The sequence below is a fragment of the Paracidobacterium acidisoli genome (assembly GCF_003428625.2).
GTDB classification, from domain to species: domain Bacteria; phylum Acidobacteriota; class Terriglobia; order Terriglobales; family Acidobacteriaceae; genus Paracidobacterium; species Paracidobacterium acidisoli.
In genome coordinates this window covers 21,803-43,547 of the sequence record NZ_QVQT02000006.1, presented here as the reverse complement: position 1 = coordinate 43,547, position 21,745 = coordinate 21,803, and the positions used below count along the sequence as shown (strand labels likewise).

Annotated in this window: 13 protein-coding genes; 8 read left to right on the top strand and 5 right to left on the bottom strand. The window is 63.5% G+C overall.

From position 1 onward, the window contains the following. The first annotated feature begins 97 nt into the window (after positions 1–97). Positions 98–2,011 (top strand): ABC transporter ATP-binding protein, encoded by a 1,914-nt coding sequence (locus D0Y96_RS16240; protein WP_252263864.1) that lies wholly within the window; start codon positions 98–100, stop codon positions 2,009–2,011. 97 nt (positions 2,012–2,108) lie between these two features. Here the strand turns inward: D0Y96_RS16240 and D0Y96_RS16235 are convergent, their stop codons facing one another. Further along, positions 2,109–2,894 carry a methyltransferase, TIGR04325 family gene (locus D0Y96_RS16235; RefSeq protein WP_117302026.1) on the bottom strand — a complete coding sequence of 262 codons (786 nt, stop codon included), beginning with the start codon at positions 2,892–2,894 and terminating at the stop codon, positions 2,109–2,111. Between the two features lie 275 nt (positions 2,895–3,169). Here D0Y96_RS16235 and D0Y96_RS16230 point away from each other — a divergent pair, with 275 nt between their 5' ends. The 3 genes from D0Y96_RS16230 to D0Y96_RS16220 are packed head-to-tail and all read left to right on the top strand — an operon-like array spanning position 3,170 to position 9,298. Then, positions 3,170–5,299, top strand: a complete 2,130-nt coding sequence (locus D0Y96_RS16230; protein ID WP_252263863.1) for a glycoside hydrolase family 20 zincin-like fold domain-containing protein — start codon at positions 3,170–3,172, stop codon at positions 5,297–5,299. Between the two features lie 4 nt (positions 5,300–5,303). After that, the gene (locus D0Y96_RS16225) at positions 5,304–6,845 is read left to right on the top strand and encodes a sodium:solute symporter (protein ID WP_117302022.1); all 1,542 of its coding nucleotides are present in this window, start codon (positions 5,304–5,306) and stop codon (positions 6,843–6,845) included. Positions 6,846–6,847: 2 nt separating this feature from the next. Next, positions 6,848–9,298 (top strand): serine hydrolase, encoded by a 2,451-nt coding sequence (locus D0Y96_RS16220; protein ID WP_350449100.1) that lies wholly within the window; start codon positions 6,848–6,850, stop codon positions 9,296–9,298. 22 nt (positions 9,299–9,320) lie between these two features. On the opposite strand, the gene D0Y96_RS16215 is transcribed toward D0Y96_RS16220, so the two are convergent. Next, complete coding sequence (locus tag D0Y96_RS16215; protein WP_117302018.1) at positions 9,321–10,076, bottom strand: FadR/GntR family transcriptional regulator; 756 nt, start codon at positions 10,074–10,076, stop codon at positions 9,321–9,323. Between the two features lie 209 nt (positions 10,077–10,285). Here D0Y96_RS16215 and uxaC point away from each other — a divergent pair, with 209 nt between their 5' ends. From uxaC to D0Y96_RS16195, 4 genes are all read left to right on the top strand, one after another. After that, entirely contained in the window at positions 10,286–11,674 is a 1,389-nt protein-coding gene (uxaC, locus tag D0Y96_RS16210; RefSeq protein ID WP_117302659.1) for a glucuronate isomerase, read from the top strand. 17 nt (positions 11,675–11,691) lie between these two features. After that, the gene (locus tag D0Y96_RS16205) at positions 11,692–13,032 is read left to right on the top strand and encodes an MFS transporter (RefSeq protein ID WP_252263862.1); all 1,341 of its coding nucleotides are present in this window, start codon (positions 11,692–11,694) and stop codon (positions 13,030–13,032) included. Between the two features lie 78 nt (positions 13,033–13,110). Continuing rightward, entirely contained in the window at positions 13,111–14,412 is a 1,302-nt protein-coding gene (locus tag D0Y96_RS16200; RefSeq protein ID WP_252263904.1) for a tagaturonate epimerase family protein, read from the top strand. After that, the gene (locus tag D0Y96_RS16195; protein ID WP_117302013.1) at positions 14,409–15,185 is read left to right on the top strand and encodes an SDR family NAD(P)-dependent oxidoreductase; all 777 of its coding nucleotides are present in this window, start codon (positions 14,409–14,411) and stop codon (positions 15,183–15,185) included. Before D0Y96_RS16200 ends, D0Y96_RS16195 begins: the two co-directional genes overlap by 4 nt. Positions 15,186–15,245: 60 nt before the next feature. Here the strand turns inward: D0Y96_RS16195 and D0Y96_RS16190 are convergent, their stop codons facing one another. The 3 genes from D0Y96_RS16190 to D0Y96_RS16180 are packed head-to-tail and all read right to left on the bottom strand — an operon-like array spanning position 15,246 to position 21,682. Then, positions 15,246–17,993, bottom strand: coding sequence for a glycosyl hydrolase (locus D0Y96_RS16190; RefSeq protein WP_199480398.1), 2,748 nt, complete (start codon positions 17,991–17,993; stop codon positions 15,246–15,248). 51 nt (positions 17,994–18,044) lie between these two features. Next, complete coding sequence (locus D0Y96_RS16185; RefSeq protein ID WP_117302011.1) at positions 18,045–19,475, bottom strand: rhamnulokinase; 1,431 nt, start codon at positions 19,473–19,475, stop codon at positions 18,045–18,047. Then, on the bottom strand, positions 19,475–21,682 hold the full coding sequence (locus D0Y96_RS16180; protein WP_117302009.1) for a bifunctional rhamnulose-1-phosphate aldolase/short-chain dehydrogenase: 2,208 nt from the start codon (positions 21,680–21,682) through the stop codon (positions 19,475–19,477). Before D0Y96_RS16180 ends, D0Y96_RS16185 begins: the two co-directional genes overlap by 1 nt. Positions 21,683–21,745: the final 63 nt, after the last annotated feature.

Below are 21,745 nucleotides of genomic sequence, written 5' to 3'. Positions count from 1 at the left end.
CCCACTTTTCCGTGGAGCATAGTGACAAAGTGTGGCTCGGGGCGGCGCCAGGTCTGGAAGACGTTCCGGTAAAAAACTCAGGATGAGGACCGGAGAAATGGGGCAAGGCGCTACGAAGGAATCAAAACCATTGCTGTCGGTGAATGCAGCCGGCAAGCGCAAACTGCGCGTGCAGAAGGTGCTTCCGGAGCTTTGGGCGCTCCTGCGTCCGCACCACAAGCTGATCTATCTCGGCATCTTTCTGCTCCTGGTCGACAAGCTCTCCGGCCTCGTTCTGCCTCTGTCGACGAAGGTCCTCATCGACAACGTCATCGGTAAGCACAACGGTTACCTTCTCGCTCCGCTGATCGGCGCGCTGCTGCTGGCCACCATCCTTCAGGCCATCTGCTCCTTTGTCCTCTCCCAGGCGCTCTCCAAAGCGGCGTGGAGCCTCATCACCGATCTCCGCATTCAGGTCCAGGAACACATCGGCAAACTGCCCGTCGCGTTTTACGATGCCAACCGCACCGGCGCTCTTGTCTCGCGCATCATGACCGACGTCGAAGGCCTCCGCAACCTCATGGGCGCGGGCATGGTGGAGTTCTGCGGCGGCATTCTGACCGCGGTGATGGCCTTTGGTGTGCTCATGTGGATCAGCGCCAAGCTGACCCTGCTCATCTTCGTCATCATGGCTGTTTTCATCCTGACCCTGCGTAAGGTCTTCGGCGCCATCCGCCCCATCTACCACGAGCGCCGCATCATCTACGCTGAAATCACCGGCCGCCTTACCGAATCGCTCGGCGGCGTTCGCGTCGTCAAGTCCTATCACGCGGAAGACCGCGAAGCCGGCGTCTTCGCCGCAGGCGCGCGCCGTCTTCTTGCCAACCTGATGAAGGCGATTACAGCCATCTCCTTCATGAGCATGTCGACCAGCCTCGTCATCGGCATCGTCGGCTCTCTGGTCATGTTCGTCGGCGCACGCGAGATCCTCGGCCACAAGATCACCCTGGGCAGCTACGTTACCTACACCGTCTTCCTCGCCTACCTGCTCGCCCCGGCCTTCCAGCTCAGCTCCATCGGCACACAGCTCACCGAGGCCATCGCCGGTCTCGACCGCACCTACGAGGTTCTCGCCGAAGACCAGGAAGACAGCGATCCGCGCCGCACCGTAAAGCTGCCGAAAAAGCCGAACGGCGAGGTCGTCTTCGACAACGTCGACTTCGCCTACGAGACGGACAAGCCCGTTCTGAACGGAATCTCCTTCGTGGCCAATCCCGGAACCGTGACCGCGCTCGTCGGCCCCTCCGGCTCCGGCAAATCCACCATCATCAATCTCATCAGCGCCTTCCATATCTCCGAGCAGGGAAAGATCACCGTCGACGGCGTGGACATCAACACCGTCGATCTCGGCAGCTACCGTATCCACCTCGGCGTGGTGCTGCAGGAGTCGTTCCTCTTCGACGGAACCATCCGCGAGAACATCGCCTTCTCACGCCCCGCCGCCACCGAGGAAGAGATCATGGAAGCCGCGCGCATCGCCCGCGTGGACGAGTTCGCCTACCGCTTTCCCGACGGCTTCAACACCATCATCGGCGAGCGCGGCGTCAAGCTCTCCGGCGGCCAGCGCCAGCGCATCTCCATCGCCCGCGCCATTCTGGCCGACCCCGGCATCCTCATCCTCGACGAAGCCACCTCCAGCCTCGACTCTGAATCGGAAGCCTTCATTCAGGAAGGTCTCTCCTGGCTGATGAAGGGCCGCACCACCTTCGTCATCGCCCACCGCCTCTCCACCATCCGCAAGGCCGATCAGATCCTCTTCCTCGAAACCGGCCGTATCATGGAGCGCGGCACCCACGCCGAGCTGATCGAGGCCAAAGGCCGCTATTACGATCTCTACACGAAGCAGTACGCGCTGGAGAGCAATCTCTTCCTCGCGCCCGGCGAAGGCGAAGCCTCCGAGCCGGAAGAGACCGCCGTGGCCGGAAAGACAGGGGACATCAGCTTCCGGCAGGCTCTGCGCGGTCTGCGCTGAAGCAGAGAAGCGAAAGGTTTTCACCGCGGAGGAAGGGTCTTCGCAAACTCGCTCACGATCTTCTTCTGAAGAGATCGCGGAAGATTCGGAGAATGCCCTAACCCTGTTTGCGCCGGAAATACATTCCCCGGAAGTGGGGAACGAAGTTTTTGTAGTGCAGCGGAATGTACACCGAGCGCGGCAGCTTCCACTGATCGATCAGCGTATAGCCCGCCTTTGACATTCCTTCGATAAACTCCGCGCTGTTCATGATCCTGTACGGGATGAACGAGTGCAGGCTGCTCTGCACCGTGTAATAGGCTTCTCCCTCATACATCGGCACGCGGTTCACCAGAACATGTTCGGGCGGCTCCGGCAGCCCGCTCAGGATCGTCCAGAGGTCGTTCTCCACATACTGCAGCGTGCCGTTCGTCAGAAATACCGTCGCGCCGCTCGCCTGCGAGCGATCCGAGGTAAAGAACAGATTTTCGGCGCCGCGTTCAGCGGCCATCTTCGGCCCCTCGGCGATGAACGACTCCACGTCGCATACCGTCCAGCGCAGGCCCTCCGGGAAGGGAATCAGTCCCTGATAGGTGTAGTAGCACTGCCCCAGCCCGCCGCCGAAGTCGAAAATCGTGGCATCGGGCTCCAGTGCCTGCGACATCCACAGCAGCACCGGATAATCGTTCTGATTGAAGGCCAGCTGGGTTCTCTGGAAGAACTCAGGCACATCGTCGTGAAAGCCGTATTGGCCGTTACGCGGCATCGCGGCTTCGGCTTCCTGATAGCTGCCGTAAACGCCCCTGTACCGCGGGCCCTTCCGGTGGTCGTAGAAATATTGCCACGTCAGCAGATCACGGGCGACCGCCGTACTGTTCTTCATCAACCGAGAAAGTTTGCCCATCAGGCCTGATCAGATGCCGCTTTAGCTGGGGATGTCTCCGGTGGCCCGGAGATTAGCCCGAGAATACAGGAGAAGCACTGTGACTTAAAAGAGAAAACCATTCCTGAAAGATGAAAACAATCGGTAAATATGAAAGATGAAACAACCAGTAAACACCAGAAGCCAGGCCCGCTATGGACATTCCCTGCGAAACGCATGACTATTTCTCTGTGCTCAGGCGTGTACCGGTTTGCATCGTTCTCTGTTGCGGAATTTTCATCTGTCTGCCGCATGCCATGCGGGCTTACGCTGCCGAATCTCTCCGCCCGCCTCTGATTCCGCAGCCGCGCGAGTTCGAGCCACGCAGCGATATTTCCCTCGCCAGCGGCGCATCGATCCTGGTCCCCGGCCGCGATGCAGACGACCGCTTCGCCGCCGCCGATCTCGCCCAGACCCTGCGCGAGCGCGGCATCCGTATCAGCGAAAGGGCGGCCGCCGCGCACATCTACCTGCTGCGCGACACGCAGATCGCCGCAAAGCGCCTCCTTCACGAAGAAGACCTCTCGCTCGGCACCGCCGCCCAGCCCGAAGGCTATGTCGTGCTCACTGCGCATCACACGGTTTACATCATCGGCCACACCGCCGAAGGTGTCTTCTACGGAGCGCAGACGCTGAAGCAGCTCATCGCGCAGGGCAGCGGCGGCGATCCGGTCGTCAAAGGATGCAGAATCCGCGACTGGCCTGCCATGCGCTATCGCGGCGTCGACGACGATCTCTCCCGCGGCCCCATCCCCACGCTCGATTTTCAGAAGCAGCAGATCCGCACCTTCGCCGCCTACAAAATCAACGTCTATTCGCCGTACTTTGAAAACACCATGCAGTATGCGTCGAACCCGCTGCCGGGCCTGCCCGGCGGCTCCATCTCTGCAGCCGACGCCAGGGCGCTCGTCGCATACGCCCGCCCGTATCACATCACCATCATTCCGGAGCAGGAGGCCTTCGGTCATCTGCACCACGTCCTCACCTGGCAGCAGTACGCTGCCCTCGGCGAAATGCCCGCCGGATCGGTCCTCGCGCCCGGCCAGCCCGGCTCTCTCGAGCTCATCACGCAGTGGTTCAGCGAGCTGGCCTCCATCTATCCCGCGCCCTTTCTGCACATCGGCGCCGACGAGACCTTCCAGCTCGGCCAGGGGCAGACATCCTCCGAGGTCAAGCAGCGCGGCCTCGGCGCCGTCTACATCGACTTCCTCACGCAGATCCACCAGGCGCTCGCTCCGCTTCACCGCCGCCTGCTCTTCTGGGGCGACATCGCCATGAACGACCCCGCGCTGGTGCCGAAGCTCCCACATGACATGATCGCCGTCGCATGGGAGTACAACCCGCAGCCCAAAGGCTTCCACCGCTGGCTCGATCCCTACACCAAAGCCGGCCTCGAAACCTGGGTCGCCCCCGGCGTCAATAACTGGAACCGCCTCTGGCCCAATTACGATGACGGCCTGCGCAACATCCAGGGCTTCATCGCCGACGGTCAGAAGGCCGGTTCCACCGGCGCGCTCAACACCGTCTGGAACGACGACGGCGAAGGCCTCTTTCTCGAGGACTGGTACGGCATCCTCTTCGGAGCCGCCGCCTCCTGGCAGCCCGGCATAACCGATATCACCCGCTTCCAGCAGGATTACGGCGCCGTCTTTCACGGCGACACCACCGGAAAGATCGACGAGGCGCAGCGTGCTCTGATCGCCGCGCACGATCTGCTCCGCCAGGCCGGTCTTGAAGACGCCCGCGACGCCTGGTTCTGGCTCGATCCCTGGGATAACAACGGAAGCGGAAACGCAGATACCAACGGAAGCGGACACAGCAACGGCAGCGGCGAAGGCCAGCGCGTCGCCGCAAAGATCCGTCCCGTCTCCGCGCAGCTTCGCCTCGACGCCGAGCGTGCTCTCACCCTCGTCGCCCAGGCCCGCGCCGCTTCGCCTTCTTTGCGCGAGCAGGACGCGCTCGACGCTATCGATCTCGGCGCGCGCCGCATTGACTTTCTCGCTTTCAAATTTCAGACCGCCGACCAGATCGCCGCAGGCTATCGCGCCGTCTACAACGAGCAGCACGATCCCGAAGGACGAAAGCATATTTCCCGCGACCTCAATGACCTCGCCGGAAACAACGGCCTCTGCGAAGACCTTCGCGACGGTTTCAGTTATCTGCGTCTGCGCTACAGCGATCTCTGGCTGAAGGAAAACCGCCCCTACTGGCTTGAGAACGTCACCGCCCGCTACGACCAGGCCATCCAGCTCTGGATGCGGCGCGGACAAATGATCGCCGCCGCGCATCAGCAGTGGTCGCAGCAGCACACACTGCCCACTCCGGAAGAGATCGGCATACCCTCCGAGCCGAACGGAAACGGGAGCCCGAAGGAATCCACTTACTGAGCCGATGCATATCCTCCCCGCCTCCGGCAACCATCTGCGCGCGATCGATCTGCTGCTGGTGGGCGTATATCTTGCCGGCATCACGCTCTTCGGTCTGCGCTTTCGCAAAGGCGGAGAGCGCTCGCTCCGCTCCTACTTTCTCGCCGACCGCAACGTTCCCTGGTGGGCCATCGCGCTCTCCATCGTCGCAGCGGAGACCAGCACCCTCACCATCATCAGCGTGCCCGGCCTCGCCTTCACCGGTGACTTCGGCTTCCTGCAGCTCGCGATGGGTTATCTGCTCGGCCGCGTCGTCATCTGCATTCTCTTTCTGCCGCGCTACTTTCGCGGCGACCTCCTCACCGCCTATCAGCTCATCGGCCAGCGCTTTGGCCCGCGCCTGCAGCGCCTCACCGCTCTGCTCTTTCTCGTCATGCGCGCCGCTGCCGAAGGCGTGCGCGTCTTCGCCGTAGCCATCGTCGTCGGCGTCGTACTAGGAACCGGCGACATCGCCTCCATCGCCATCCTCTCCGTGCTCACTCTGCTTTATACGTTTGAAGGAGGCATGGCCGCCGTCATCTGGACCGACGTCGTGCAGATGATCCTCTACGTCCTCGGATCGCTCATCGCCCTCTGGACCGTCTGCAGCAAAATTCCCGGCGGCTGGAGCGCGCTCATCGCCGGCGCCTCCGCCGCGCACAAGCTCACCGTCCTGCACTTCTCCTGGTCCATCGTCCAGACGTACACCTTCCAGGCCGGCATCATCGGCGGCTGCTTCCTTACTATGGCCAGCCACGGCACCGACCAGCTCATGGTGCAGCGCCTGCTCGCCGCGAAAAACCTGCGCCAGTCGCAGCTTGCGCTGCTATCGAGCGGCCTCGTCGTCTTCTTCCAGTTCACGCTCTTCCTGCTCATCGGCGCGGGACTCTTCGTCTACTACCAGCGCCTCGGCGCTGCGTCCGCGCTCAGTCCCTCACTCAGTGCCGACCGGCTCTTTCCCGCCTTCATCGTTCACGACATGCCTGCCGGCATCGCCGGTCTCATGATCGCCGCCGTTCTCGCCGCCGCGATGTCCAACCTCAGTGCCGCGCTCAACTCGCTCTCCTCCACCACCGTGGTCGATTTCTACGCGCCGCGCCATCCCGAAGCAGACGACCGCCGGAAGACCCATCTCTCGCGCATCATGACCGTCGTATGGGCTGTCGTGCTCTTTGTGCTGGCCATGCTCTCGCGCCGCGGCGGACACGTCGTCGAAATCGGCCTCTCCATCGCGTCTGTATTATGGGGAGCCATGCTCGGCGTCTTCCTGCTGGGCACGCTCAGCCGCCGCGCCGCGGAAACCGGTACCATCCTCGGCATGGCCGCGGGCGTCGCCGTCAATCTGCTGCTCTGGCTGCAGCCCGCCGCCATCCGTGTGCCGGTGTTTGGCCACGCGCTCCTGCTGCCCAAAATCGCATGGACATGGTTCGTGATGATCGGCGCGCTCACCACCGTGCTCATCGGATACATCGGCAGCGTCCTGCTGCCGCAGCCTCCCGCAATTCGTAACTGTGAAGGAGACAGATAACCGTGCTCCCGTTCCGCGCTCCGCTCGCACTGTGTCTCTCGCTGCTCTTCGCCTCTGTCTCCGCCGCTCAGTCAAAGCCTTCTTTCGCAGATCCATCCTCGCCGGGCTTTGCCTCCATCGACCGCATCGTGCAGGACGCCGTCGACCATCACGAGCTGCCCGGAGCGGTCGTGCTCGTCGGCCACGACGGCAAAGTCGTCTTCCGCCGCGCCTATGGATCGCGCTCGCTCGAACCCACGCATGAAGTCATGACCGCCGACACCATCTTCGACATGGCGTCGCTCACCAAGTGCCTCGCCACCGCGGTGGCCGTCATGCAGCTTTACCAGCAGGGCCGCATCGGCCTCAACGACTCGGTCGCAAAGTACCTGCCCGAGTTCGCTGCGAACGGCAAAGGCGGCATCACCATTCGCGAGCTGCTCACGCACTACTCCGGCCTTCCGCCCGATCTCTCGCTCGCCGATCCGTGGGAAGGGAAGTTGGAGGCCTACCGCCGCACCTTCGCCATCGCTCCCGCGCGTGCGCCCGGCGTGCAGTTCGTCTACAGCGATCTCAACTTCATCACCCTCGGCGCGCTCGTCGAAAAGCTCTCCGGCATGCCGCTCGACGCCTACACGCAGCGCTTCGTCTTTACTCCTCTCGGTCTCGCGCACACGCGCTTTCTGCCGCCTTTGTCGTGGGTCCCGAAGATCGCGCCCACCCAGTACGACGAGCACCACGTGATGCTGCGCGGCCTCGTGCACGATCCCACCTCGCGCCGCATGGGCGGAGTCGCCGGCCACGCCGGCCTCTTCAGCACCGCCGACGATGTCTCCCTCTACGCGCAGAATCTCCTCGACCGTCTCGCCGGCCGCCCCAGCCACTTTCCGCTCTCGCAGCTGGTGCTTGAAAAAATGGTCACGCCCGAGCAGCCCGCCACCGGCACGGCGCTGCGCGGCTTTGGATGGGACATCGAATCGCCCTACTCCAGCAATCGCGGAACCATCTTCCCTGTCGGCTCCTTCGGCCACACCGGCTTTACCGGAACCTCGCTCTGGATGGACCCCGTCAGTGACACGTACGTCGTCATCCTCGCCAACGCCGTTCACCCCAACAGACCGAAGAGCATCACCGCGCTGCGTAGCCGCGTCGCCGACGCCGCGGCCCTCGCCCTTCACATCCATCCCGATGGAGGTGCGCTCGCTGCGAAGATCACCGGCTACAACGAATCCCTCAGCGGCATGCGACGCTGGCAGGCGCGCAACGGCGAGGTCAAAACCGGCATCGACGTCCTCGAAGCCGATCACTTCCGCGAGCTCGCCGGTCTCGCCCGTCAGCACGGCGGCACGCTGCGCCTCGGCCTGCTCACCAATCAGACCGGCGTCGATGCCGCAGGCCGCAGAACCATCGACGTGCTGGCACATGACGCCGCCGCCGCCGTTCCCGGCCTGCAGCTCAAAATGCTCTTCAGCCCCGAGCACGGCATCGCCGGCGCCTTCGACAAACCGGGCATATCCGACTCCACCGACGCGCAGACGAGCCTGCCCATCATCAGCCTCTACGGCACAACTGACGCGCAGCGCCGTCCCTCGCTCGACACACTCCGCCAGCTCGACGCCGTCGTCATCGACCTGCAGGACGCCGGCGTCCGCTTCTACACCTACGAAACCGTTGTCGGATATTTCCTTGAAGCCGCCGCGCTGTTAAACAGAGAAAAGACCGGTCCGCGCATCATCATCCTCGACCGTCCCGACCCCATCAACGGCGCATTCGTGCAGGGGCCCGTCTCCGATGCCGGCATCCGGAGCTACACCAACTACACGCAGCTTCCCGTGCGCCACGGCATGACCCTCGGCGAGCTCGCGCGCCTCTTCAATGAGCAGCTCCACGCGCCGCTGACTGTCGTCGCCATGCAGGGCTGGCAGCGTGGCGACTGGTTCGACTCCACTTCGCTCGCCTGGGTCGATCCCTCGCCCAACCTTCGCGACCTCGAAGAGGCCACGCTCTACCCCGCGCTCGGACTCATCGAGACCACCAACATCTCCGTCGGCCGCGGCACCGGCACGCCCTTCGAGCTCTTCGGCGCGCCCTGGATCAAGCAGGCAAATGGAGCCGATGCCCGCGCCCTCGCAGCCTATCTCAACCATCGTTTTCTCCCCGGCGTGCGCTTCCTTCCCGTCGCTTTCACACCGCAGAAGCCGTATCCCTTTGCCGGCGAGATATGCCACGGCGTGCGCGTCCTCGTCACGCATCGCAATGTGCTCGACGCGCCCGAGCTGGGCATCGAGATCGCATCGGCGCTGCATAAGCTCTATCCGGAGAGATTCGATCTCGCCCGCATGAACACGCTGCTGGTGAACCGCGCCACGCTCCAGGCCATCACCCGGGGAGACGATCCCCATAAGATCGCCGATGACTGGGCTCCGGCCCTCGAAGGTTTTATGAAGCAGAGACAGGCGGCGCTGCTGTATTAGCGGACGGCGCGGGCCTGCATCGCTACGAGGAAGCCGTGCCCGATGCGCGGCGCTTCTTCTTCGCCTTCGTTTGCGACGAGGCGGCCTCGTTCATCTGCGCCTTCTCGGCCATCTTCAGATGGCGCTCCATCACGTTGCGCGCCTCCACCGCATCCCGCGTGCGGATGGCGCGGTAAATCTCGCGATGCATATCGGCGGACTCTTTCAGCGAGGTGGTCCGCTCGACCGTCTTGCGGCGGTCTCCGTACAGCGACGACGTAATCGTTTCCATCAGCACGGCAAGTATGGGATTACCCGCGGCCTGCGCAATCGTTCGATGAAAGCGCACGTCGTGGATCAGGTATTCCGCCGGGTCCTGGACGGTCGCGTACATCTCCGTGACCTCCTCCGACAGCGCCATCAGATGCTCTTCGCGGCCTCGTTCCGCGGCCAGCGCCGCCAGGCTGCCTTCGAGCAGCCGCCGCGCCTCGAACATCTGCCATAGCTGAAAGCCGTGCAGCGCGCCCAGCAGACTCAGCGACGATCGCCCGATCTCCGGCGGCCCATCGGCCACAAAGGTGCCCACGCCGTGCCGCACGTTCATCACGCCCATCGCCGCCAGATAGCCGATGCCGGTACGAAGGCTGGCGCGGCTGATCTTCAGCATCTGCGCAAACTCGCGCTCCGGCGGAATGCGATCGCCGGGCTTCAGTGAGCCCTTTTCGATCAGCGTGCGGACATGGTTGACCACCTGCATCGTGAGGTGGTTGTCGCCTTTGGTCAGGGTCTTGCCTGGCATGATTCTCCGGATCGCCGGCGCACCGGCGGCAATAATTCTGCTCTGCGCAGCTTAGCACCACGAATTGAGCTCAGAAGCACATTATTCCGTGCAGACTGAATTCGTCGAGGGCCTGGAACAGTGTATGCTGGTGGTCGGACCTCTTGCTTTTTAAGCCGTTGCATGGCTTCATGAGGCCAAATCAGAGAGTGTGAGCGGTTATCGTGAATCTGATACAGGAAGACAGGCTTTTCCCCGCAGATCCCACCACGCGCAGCATTGCAAAACGCCTCTACGCCTCCATTCGCGACCTGCCCATTATCAGCCCCCACGGCCATACGCAGGCCTCCTGGTTTGTCGGCAACGAGCCGTTTCCTGACCCGGCAACGCTCCTCGTGCAGCCCGATCACTATATCTACCGCATGCTCTACAGCCAGGGCGTCCCGCTCGAAGACCTCGAGATCGGCGCCGCGGAGCTTAAAAATCCCCGCCGTGTCTGGAGCATCTTCGCCGATCACTACTACCTCTTCCGCGGCACGCCCACGCGCATCTGGCTCGACTATTGCTTTCAGCAGCTCTTCGGCCTTACCGTGCCGCTCTCCGGCAAAACCGCCGACCTGTACTTCGACACCATCGCGGAAAAGCTGCACACTCCCGAATTCCTCCCCCGCGCTCTCTACGAGCGCTTCCGGCTCGACGTGCTCGCCACCACCGACTCGCCGCTCGATTCCCTCAGCGATCACCAGGCCATCCGCGACTCCGGCTGGAAGGCGCGTATTCTGCCTACGTTCCGCCCCGACTCTGTCGTCGATCCCGACTTCTCCGGCTTCCGCCAGAACGTCACCCGCTTCGGCGAGCTCACCGGCGAAGACACCGCCTCCTGGAAGGGTTATCTGAGCGCGCTGCGGCAGACGCGCAGACGCTTCCAGCAGCTCGGCTGCACCGCCACCGATCATGGCCATCTCACAGCCCGCACTGCCGATCTGAGCGAGCAGGAAGCCTCGCAGCTCTTCTCCCAGGTGCTCGCCGGCAAAGCCGGCCCGCATCAGCACGAGCTCTTCCGCGCGCAGATGCTCACTGAAATGGCGCGCATGTCCGTCGAAGACGGCCTCGTCATGCAGATCCACCCCGGCTCCTTCCGCAACCACAACCGCCAGCTGTATGAGCGCTTCGGGCGCGACGTGGGCGCAGACATCCCCATGCCCACAACGTATGTTGAGGCGCTGCAGCCGCTGCTCAGCCGCTTCGGCAACGAGCGCGGACTCACCATCATTCTCTTCACGCTCGACGAGACCACCTACAGCAGGGAGCTGGCTCCGATGGCCGGACACTATCCCTGCCTGCTGCTCGGCCCGCCGTGGTGGTTCCACGACAGCCCCGAAGGCATGCTGCGCTTCCGCGAAAGTACCACGGAGACGGCCGGCTTCTACAATACCGCCGGATTCAACGACGACACGCGCGCCTTCCTCTCCATCCCGGCCCGGCACGATGTTGCCCGCCGCGTCGACTGCGCGTATCTTGCAAAGCTGGTCGCCGAGCATCGCCTCGAAGAAGATGAAGCCTTTCAGGTGGCGCAGGACCTCACATCGAACCTCGTTCGCAAAGCCTACAGGCTGTAAGAGAGCGGTCGAAATTTATGACGATGACCGGAATGCCGGCGAGCGAAAATCCCGACCCACTTCCCGGCTCACTTTCGGAGATGGAGACAGAGCCGGCAGCGGGTCCGCGCCTGGGCAACGTGCGCTGGACGATCTGCGCCATGCTCTTCGTCGCCACGTCCATCAACTACATGGATCGCCAGGTGATCGCGATCCTCAAGCCGACCCTGCAGCACAGCATCGGCATGAGCGAGATCGCCTATGGCTACATCGTCGATGCCTTTCAGATCGCCTACGCCGTCGGTCTGCTCGCCGCCGGACGCTTCGTCGACAAGGTCGGCACCCGCATCGGCTACGCCATCGTCATGGCCATCTGGAGCCTCTCGGCCATGGGGCACGCGCTCGCCGCTTCGGCCTTTGAGTTCGGCATCGCCCGCTTCTGCCTCGGTCTCGGAGAATCCGGCAACTTTCCCGCCGCCATCAAGACCGTCGCCGAATGGTTTCCGCAAAAGGAGCGCTCCCTCGCCACCGGCATCTTCAACTCCGGAACCAACGTCGGCGCCATCCTCGCTCCGCTGATCGTGCCCTGGATCACGCTTCGTTTCGGATGGCACGCGGCCTTTCTGTGTACCGGCATCTTCAGCATGCTCTGGATTCTGTGGTGGTTCCGTTACTACCGCAGACCCGCCGATCACCCCACGCTTACCGGCGTCGAGCTGCGCTACATCTATCAGGAAGCCGCCGCGCAGATGGGGCCGAACGTCCCCTGGATCAAGCTGCTCGGATACCGCCAGACCTGGGCATTCGCCTTCGGCAAATTCTTCACCGATCCCATCTGGTGGTTTTATCTCTTCTGGCTGCCTTCGTATTTCAGCTCGAAGTTTCATCTCGACCTGTCCCATCTGGGTCTGCCGCTCATCGTCATCTACAACATGTCCGCGGTCGGCAGCATCGGCGGAGGCTGGCTGCCGCTGCCCTTCCGCAAGCTGGGGCTCTCCGGCAATAACGCGCGGCTGGCCGCGATGTTCCTCTGCGCCTGCCTCGTGCTTCCGGTCTTTTTTCTCTCCGGCATAAGCTCCGAGTGGGCCGCCATCGGCGTGCTCAGCATCGCCACCGGCGCGCATCAGGGATGGTCCGCCAACCTCTTCACCACCGTGTCGGATATGTTCCCGCGCAGCGCCGTCGGCGCCGTCGTCGGTATCGGCGGCATGTTCGGCTCCGCCGGAGGCGCGCTGCTGGCCTTCTTCGCCGGCCACGTTCTGCAAAGAACGCACAGCTACCAGGTTTTGTTCATCATCGCAGCAAGCGCGTATCTGCTGGCGTTTCTGCTTATGTGGGCCTTCGCGCCCGGACTGAAAAAAGCCGAGTTCGCTGCATGAATCGGCAGCCAGTCCGCGCCGCATGCATGCTCGCTCGCACCAGAGAACTATAGAGAAGGAGAAAACACAGTGAGTGGATTGAAACTCGGAAAATTTTCGATCGGCGTCGGTGATCGTTTCGCGCATCAGGCAAAGGCACAGCTCCAGGCCTGCGTCCTCGCGGAGAAAGACGGCGCCGAGGTCATCCCCGTCTGGAACAAATCCAACCGCGAGCACCTCATCATCGGCTCCGATCCCTCGTCCACGCGTGCCGCCGCCGATGCCGCCGTTGCCGACCTGCACTGGGAGAAGCCGTATTTCTGCGACGCCGACCACATCAACATCAACACCGTCGACCGCTTTCTCGCGCCCTGCGACTTCTACACCATCGACGTGGCCGACTACATCGGCAAGCCCGCCGAGCAGTCCTCGATCGACGCCTTCGTAAAGAACAACGCCGGACTCGCCGGATCGGTCCGCCTCGAAGGTGTCGACGAGAGCTTTGAGATCACCACCGATCTGCTTGAGAAGACCGCCGCAAAGTTCCTCTTCGCCGTGCAGGAGGCGGGCAAGGTCTATCGCAAAATCGAAACCGCGAAAGGGAAGGGCAACTTCATCCCCGAAGTCTCGATGGACGAGACCGACTACGCGCAGTCTCCCGTCGAGCTGCTCATCATCCTCGCCGCCATCGCGCAGGAAGGCATTCCGGTGCAGACCATCGCGCCGAAGTTCAGCGGCCGCTTCAACAAAGGCGTCGATTACGTCGGCGATGTCGCGCAGTTCGAGCGCGAGATGGCCCTCGATGTCGCCGCCATCGCTTACGCCGTGAAGCATTACGGCCTGCCCGATAATCTCAAGCTCAGCGTTCACTCCGGCAGCGACAAGTTCTCCATCTACCCCGCCATCTACCGCACGACGAAGAAATACGGCGCCGGCGTCCACCTCAAAACCGCAGGCACCACCTGGCTCGAAGAGATCATCGGCCTGGCCGAAGCCGGCGGCGACGGCCTCGCGCTCGCGAAGGAGATCTACGCCGAGGCTTATGCCCACCGCGAAGAGCTCTGCGTGCCCTACGCCACCGTCATCGACATCGACCCGCAGAAACTGCCCACCCCGCAGGAGGTCGCCGCCTGGTCCTCGCAGCAGCTCACCGCCGCCCTGCGCCATGATCCGCACTCGCCCGCCTACAACAGCAGCCTTCGCCAGCTGTTGCACGTCGGCTTCAAGATCGCCGCGAAGATGGGCCGCCGCTACCTCGACCTGCTCGAAGCGCATGAAGAAGTTGTTGCGAAGAACGTGACGGAGAACCTTTATGATCGCCATATCGCGCCGGTTTTCCTCGGCAGGCCCTCGCCCGCCGACAAGCCAGGCGCCGTTCTTCATCACGCGGAGGCCAAATGAGCGGGTATTCACTCAGTCTGGAAGGTAAAACAGCAGTCATCATCGGCGGAACCTCCGGCATCGGCCGCGCTCTCAGCATCGGCCTCGCCGAAGCCGGAGCTGACGTCGTCGCCTCGGCCCGCCGCAAAGAGAACGTCGAGGAGACGGCCTCCGAGATCGAAGCCCGCGGCCGCAAAACCCTCCGCGTCCCCTCCGATCTCCAGGACCGCGCCTCGATCGAAAACCTCCTTGCCGCCGCGCTCGACGCCTTCGGCAAGGTCGACATCCTCATCAATTGCGCCGGCCGCATCAGGCGCGCGCCCACGCTCACCTTTCCTGAAGAGGAGTGGAACGATATCCTGGCCACCAACCTCACCGGCACGCTGCGTGCCTGCCAGATCTTCGGCAAACACATGCTCGACCGCGGATACGGCCGCATCATCAACATCGCCTCGCTGACCACCTTCGTCGCCCTCAACGAGGTCGCGGCCTATGGAGCCAGCAAAGCCGGCGTGGCCGCGCTCACGCGCTCGCTGGCCATCGAGTGGTCGAAGAAAGGTGTGATGGTCAACGCCATCGCCCCCGGCGTCTTCCGCACCGCGCTCAATGCCGAGCTGCTCGACAACACACCGCGCGGTAAAGAGCTGCTGATGCGCACTCCGATGGGCCGCTTCGGCAAAACCGAAGAGCTGATCGGCGCAGCTGTCTTCTTCGCCTCCGATGCCGCATCCTTCATCACCGGCCAGGTGCTTGCCGTCGATGGCGGCTTCCTCGCCAGTGGCGTCAATCAGTAGCGTCTGCTATCCGCCCATGTCCCGGCGCTGATTTCAGCCGCGGGGCATGGGCATTCTCTTTCACTCTTCCGGAACCAGCCGCAGCGGCCCCAAAATCCCCGACGGCAGCGGCTGCAGATGATCCATATCCTGCGGCGTGAACCGCTCGCCGTAGCGCAGATTCAGCAGCCGGTAATCCGGCGCGGCTCGCCCCGCCATCTCATTGATCGCTGTGTTGGCGACAACAATCTTCAGCTCGTTCGCGCCCTGATGCAGCAGCGGCCGGATATCCACCGCATACGGCGGATGCCACACTGTCCCCGCCTCTTTGCCGTTCACATACACCACCGCCGCCTCACGCACCGGCCCCTCCAGCCATGCCCGCGAGCCGGCATAATGCGACGCCGTTCGCTCGACCGGCGTTCCTTCGCCGAAATCCAGCAGCACCACGCGCGCCTTCAGCAGCGCCGCCGCCGCATCCACCGTGCGCACATACGTTGCTGTGCCGGAGTAGCACTTTGTCGCATCCTCATCCGCCCACGAGTGCAGCGTCTGCATCTCTTCCGTCAAGCCGCTCCGGTCGAAGGTCACCTTCCAGCCATGACGGATGTCGATGCCGTGGCTCATATCGGCGGCCTGCAGTGCCTGCACATTCTCTGACTCCGCACGCGTCCGCTCGCCGCTCCATCGCTCGTTCGTGAACATGATGACGCGCGATTCGTACGGCCTCAGCGCCAGCTTCAGCGTGTGCCCGTCGCCCGCGCCGGACGCCTCGCCCGTAAACGCATCCAGCCACTCCGCGTGTGCCTTGTCCGTCCGGAACGTCGCCTCTGCCGTGTGCGGCTCATTATCGGTGTTCGCCACAAAATAGAGATCCGCATCCGGCAGTCTGCGATGGATGAACCCAATCTGCGGCACCGTCTCACGCAGCGCGACATCCGGCTTCAGCGCGGTATCAAGCGCCTCCGGCAGCGTCTTCGCATCGGGCACCAGCCTGCTGTTCTTTGCACCAGGCTGAAACAGCTCTTCAGAGATCTGCGCCACCGCCGCCGAATCCTGCTTCGCCTCCATCAGCCCCGGAGCCTTCGACGGCGCATGCCCCACCGCAACCACCGTGCCGCCGTTGCGCACATACGCTTCAATGCGGCGATACGTCTCCAGCGGCAGGTGCTCTAGCGCCGGCATCACCAGAATCGGATAATGAATCCCCTCGCGATCGATCGCCGCCGAATCGATGAAATCGAAGTTGTACCCCGAATCCAGAATCGCCGGAATCAGATCCGGCCCCAGCAGCTTCGGCATCTCGTCCGTGATCGACACATGCCCCGGCCGGAACCGCGCCTGCGCATCCTCCTCCGGCAGCAGCACGGCCACATCGTTCGCCGGCTTTCCCTGGCGCAGCAGCCAGCTCATGCGCTGCAGATAGCGCGTCACCTCCGGCATCACGATCCACCACGGGTTGTGCTCATTGAAGACCGCAGCCGCGTAAAACGACCACCCCGGCTCGCCGGCTGAGGGCGGGGAATACGGCCACCCGTGGCCCACAAGCTGGTTGCTCCCCTGCAGAAAAAACGCGTCCGCCTCCGCCTTCATATCCAGCGGCGTTGCGTGAAAGGCCGGCGAGTGCAGCCACGTCCATGTCTCCGTTGAAGTGATCGGACGCCCGTACACATGGCTCGCCGACGTCGCCCATCGCGTATACGAGAACGAGTGCCACTGCGATCCCTCGCCCTCCGGCAGATCCACCAGCGCGTTGCTCGAAAGCGTCACCGCCGGCGTTCCATAACTCTGCGAGCGGAACTCCGTATGATGCTCCCGCGCCCACGCATTGATCGGAGCCAGATAGTGCTCGTCGATCAGCTCCGCCAGCGTGCGCCCCCAGTCATAGCGCACATCTTCCGCCTTCGGTCCCGTGCCCACCGCCAGCAGCGGCAGGTACGGAGTCAGATCGTAACCGCGACGGTGACGAAATTCCTCCAGCATGTCCGGCGTCCAGTCCGATCCGTACACTTCGAGGCTGTCGCTGAAGACAGAGCTCGGCGGATGATCGCCGAAGGCCCGCAGCAGCGGCTCCGCTACCGTGTGCAGATGATCCTCAACCGCCTCCTCGCTGAAGTGGTTGAGAACAAATCCCTCCGCGCCCACCGCGGCCCGCTTCACCTGCTGCCCGGTGCGGCTCGAAACGAAGAAGAGCGCAATATGAGCCCCATCCATTTTTGTCGGAAGCCGCAGCCGCCCATCCTCAATCGTCGAAATCTGCTCCGTGTGCGCGGCATCGTAGTGCTCCGGCGTGCCCGCCGCCAGAAACGCCGCGAGCAGCTTCTCTCCGTTGCGAATCGAAGGCGCCGCCACGGACTGCATCCCCGGCGCTACAACTTCCGCCACCACGTGCAGCATGCCCGCCGCGTGCGTCACCGGAACATAGCTGCCGCCGTACGGCCATCCGCTGCCCAGCGTCAGGCTCACGCGCATTCCCAGCCTGCGCGCTGTGTCGTTCGCGTAGCGCACTCTGTCGAGAAATTCCGGCGAAAGATAAGTAAGGTTGCGGAATCCCTTCGCCGGATCGTCCAGCTCCATCGGATACACCGGCTGAATCTCCACGCCGCCGATGCCGCCCGCATTCATTGTTTCCAGCTCGCGCGCCAGTTCCGGAGCTTCTACCGCCGGACCGAACCACCACCAGCGCATCATCACCCGCGCATCGTCAGGAGGATGCGCAAATCCCTCGCGAAGCTGCTGCATCTCCGTGGACTGCGCAATCGCGCCACCTGTTCCCAGGGCGAGGGCGCTCAGCAGAAAAAAGACCGCACCAAAACTCCGGCATCGCATCAGAACCGCTCCTGTCGCGAGGGATACGTTTCAGAATCGTAACAATTTCCGTTACGTTTCGCCTTCTGTCAGCATCTTTGCCCAGCGCGCAATATCGCTTCTCGTCACGCCGTCTGTGCTCTGCTCCAGCCGCGCACACTGCACTGCAAGGTTCCCGATCGTCGAGCTCTCCACCGAGCACCGCGCGACCGCAAGCCCCGTAGCCTCTGCCGTCAGCGCATTCAGAAATTCGTTGCGACCGCCTCCGCCCACCACGCAGATCTGCCCGAAGCTGCGCCCCGTCAGCCGCTCCAGATCCTCGATCAGCGACCGGTACCGTCTCGCCAGGCTGTAAAACACCAGGCTCGCAAAGTAAGGAGCAGCATGGCATCCCGTCGGCAGTTGCGGCAAACCAAGCCCCGCCCGCTGTTCATTGATGCGCGCCGGCATATCTCCAGGCTGAAAAAACGCCGGATCGTCCAGATCGAGCAGACGGTCCGGAGCAGGCAGCTCGCGTGCCGCCGCGACCAGCTCCGTCAGCCCCCATGCTTTGTCTCCGCCGCGATCCTGCTCCCATGCATTCATGCACTGCCGCAGCAGCCACATGCCGGCAATGCCGCGATGAAAGAGCACGTCGCCGCCTGCGGCGCCCAGATTGGTAAAGGCCCGCTCGAAGGTCTCCGCGGTGCGCAGCGTCTGCGGCAGCAGCGTCCCCACCAGCGACCACGTCCCTGAGCTGATGTACACCCAGTCGTCGCTCTCCTGCGGAATCCCCGCAATCGCCGACGCCGTATCGTGGCATGCCGGCGCAATCAGCAGCGTATCTGCAAATGCCGGCAGGCGGCTCAGCTCGCCGCGCACTCTGCCCACCACCGATCCCGGAGCCACCAGCTCCGGCGCGGCCTCGCGGTCCAGCCCCAGCGCCGCAAACAGCTCATCTGACCACTGCCGCGTCTCCGCGTCGATCAGCGCCGTGTGCGTCGCATTGGTGTACTCGGCCACGCGCCCCGCGCCCAGCCAGTGCAGAATGTACTCCGGCAGATTCACCCACTGCGCCCGCGCGCGCCGTGCATCGGCCTTGTCCGCATACAGCTGATACACCGTATTGATCGCCTGCACCTGCACGCCCGTCTTCGCATACAGCAGCTCCGGCGGCACAATCGCGTGTACCGCTTCAAGCGCCGCCGTGTTGCGCGGGTCGCGATAACAGTAGGGCTGATCCACCGGCCGTCCCGCCGCGTCCAGACGCACATAATCGACGGCCCACCCCGTCACGCCAATCGAACTCACGCCCTCCGGCGCAAGCTCGGCGCATCGGCGCAGGCCCGTCTCCAGCTCTTCGCAGATGCTGGCCAGGTTCCAGCGAATGCCGTCGTGCTGCCACGGACCATTCGCAAAGCGATGGACCATCTGCAGCGCCGGCCTGTCCTCCGGCCACCGCAGCAGGGAAACGCGGCAGCTCTCCGCCCCAAGATCGATGGCTATCTGCGCAGCTCGCGGCATCACCGCAGAAACGCCTCGGGCAATCCTCCATCCACAGGGATCAGATGTCCGGACGTGCAGCGTGCATGGGGCCCGGCAAGGAAGAGAATCGCCTGCGCGCAGTCGTTCGGATCGATCGGCTGATGCGTCAGCGTGCGCTTCGCATAGAACGTTGCCAGCAGATTGCGCAGCTCGTCGTCCGTCGATGCCGCATCGAACGCGATGTTGTATTTCGTCAGCGACGACATCACGCGATCGCGCGGAAACATCGTCGATCCCTTCACCACCGTCGCCGGGCTGATGCCGTTCACCCGTACCTTCGGGCTCAGGCCCACCGCCAGCTCGCGCACCAGGTGGCTCAGCGCCGCCTTGCTCACATCGTAGACTTCGCTGCCGCGCTTCGGCACCACTGCATTGGCCGAGCTCGTCAGCACAATGCTGGCATCGATATTCTGCGCCGCAAAGATCTTCGCCGCCTCGTCGGCCAGAAGATAATTCGCCGTCACGTTCAGGTCGAGCGTCGTCGCCCACATCGCATCGCCGATCACGCCATCCGGCGACGAAGGAAAGATCGCCGCCGTGTTGATCAGAATGTCCAGTCCGCCAAACTGCGCCACTGTGGCCCGGATCGCCGAAAAGACAGTGTCACGGTTACGAATATCCACCGCCGTTGCGCCCGTCGCCTCTTTGCCCGCCAGAGCGGCCGCTTCCTTCGCCGTTTTTTCCGATCCCGCCAGGTCGCGGTCGGCAATCATCACATGCGCGCCGCGCTCGGCCGCCAGCAGCGCCACGGCGCGGCCGATCCCGCTCGCACCGCCCACGATCAGCGCAATCTGCCGGCTCAGCTCTTTTTCCGCGGGCTGTCTGCGGATCTTCGCCTCTTCCAGCGCCCAGTACTCGATCCGGAAGGCCTCTGACACCGGCAGCGCCACGTAGTTCGCATGCACTTTGAAGGCTTCGCACGGAGCCGCCGGCCCGGCCTGCGGCACATCGGCAGCGGCCTTGCCGTCCCCGAGCGCCGTCGCGCCCTCCATCACATGAATCGCATTCGTGTAGAACTCGCCCACAATCCGCGACTCCGTCCGGCTCCTGCCGAACGAGAACATCCCCACTCCGGCCACCAGCACCACCGTCGGATTCGCGTCGCGCATCGCCGGCGAATCCGGCTCCGCATGCGCCTTGTAGTATGCGGTGTACTCGGCGCCGTAGGTCTTCAGCGCCGCCTCGATCTTCGTCCGGATCGCAGCCGCATCATCCGCGGCCTCCGCCGGCACAAACAGTGGACGAATCTTCGTGCGGATAAAGTGGTCCGGGCAGCTCGTGCCCAGATGCGCCAGCGCCGCCGCGTCCTTCGAGTTTACGAACTTCAGCACCTCGGGCAGATCGCAGAAGCTGCCGATCAGCCGCTTCTGCTGCGACACGCGACCGCGCACAAACGGCAGCAGATCCAGCGCCAGCTCCTTCCGGTCCGCCCGCGCCTCCTGTACCGCGCCGCCGAAGATGGCCGCGCCCTTCCGCTCCATGTGCTCCTGCACGAACTGGCCCAGGTGGTCGATCATCGTGATCGTGTTCAGATAACACAGCCGCTGCGTGTCGCCCCACGTAAACAGCCCGTGCCCGCCCAGCACCACGCCGTCGCAGCCCGGATTCTCCGCAACGATACGGCGCAGCATCAGGCCCAGCTCAAAGCCCGGACGCTGCCACGGCAGCCACACCAGGCTGTGGCCGTACTCGCGGTTAAACTCATCCATCTTCGATTTGCCGTTCGCCGCCGCCGCCAGTGCAATCGCCCAGTCCGGGTGCAGGTGATCGACATGCGGGAAGGGAAGAAAGCCGTGCAGCGGCGTATCGATCGAGGCCGCCACCGGGTTCTGCCCGAAGGTGCACAGCGGATACAGCTCCACCATCGCGTCTTCAAGCGATACGCCCTGGTACTTGCCCTCGAGCGCCAGCAGCTTGTTCATGTAGAGCGTGGCAAAGCCTCTGCGCTGAATGCTGCCCAGGTCGCCGCCGCTGCCCTTTACCCACAGCACCTCCGCCGGCTCGCCGGTCAGCGGATCGGGCTGCGCAATCTTCGAGCTGGTGTTGCCGCCGCCGAAGTTGGTAATGCGCAGATCGGCGCCCAACAGGTTCGAGCGGTAGCGCAGCAGCTCCGGCTCATCGAGGCCGGAGGCGATTTTTTCATCCCACAGATCATCCAGATAGCAAAGCGCGGAAAGTGTTTTCATAGACGGGTCTTCTCGCCAGAAATCATGTCACATTCCACACCAATAGAGCAAATGTTTCTATAG

Bases quoted from the DNA above. Each gene is read 5' to 3' on its own strand.
- D0Y96_RS16240 (WP_252263864.1), top strand. From the start codon at position 98: ATGGGGCAAGGCGCTACGAAGGAATCAAAACCATTGCTGTCGGTGAAT.
- D0Y96_RS16235 (WP_117302026.1), bottom strand. From the start codon at position 2,894: ATGGGCAAACTTTCTCGGTTGATGAAGAACAGTACGGCGGTCGCCCGT.
- D0Y96_RS16230 (WP_252263863.1), top strand. From the start codon at position 3,170: ATGCGGGCTTACGCTGCCGAATCTCTCCGCCCGCCTCTGATTCCGCAG.
- D0Y96_RS16225 (WP_117302022.1), top strand. From the start codon at position 5,304: ATGCATATCCTCCCCGCCTCCGGCAACCATCTGCGCGCGATCGATCTG.
- D0Y96_RS16215 (WP_117302018.1), bottom strand. From the start codon at position 10,076: ATGCCAGGCAAGACCCTGACCAAAGGCGACAACCACCTCACGATGCAG.
- D0Y96_RS16205 (WP_252263862.1), top strand. From the start codon at position 11,692: ATGACGATGACCGGAATGCCGGCGAGCGAAAATCCCGACCCACTTCCC.
- D0Y96_RS16195 (WP_117302013.1), top strand. From the start codon at position 14,409: ATGAGCGGGTATTCACTCAGTCTGGAAGGTAAAACAGCAGTCATCATC.
- D0Y96_RS16190 (WP_199480398.1), bottom strand. From the start codon at position 17,993: ATGCGATGCCGGAGTTTTGGTGCGGTCTTTTTTCTGCTGAGCGCCCTC.
- D0Y96_RS16185 (WP_117302011.1), bottom strand. From the start codon at position 19,475: ATGCCGCGAGCTGCGCAGATAGCCATCGATCTTGGGGCGGAGAGCTGC.
- D0Y96_RS16180 (WP_117302009.1), bottom strand. From the start codon at position 21,682: ATGAAAACACTTTCCGCGCTTTGCTATCTGGATGATCTGTGGGATGAA.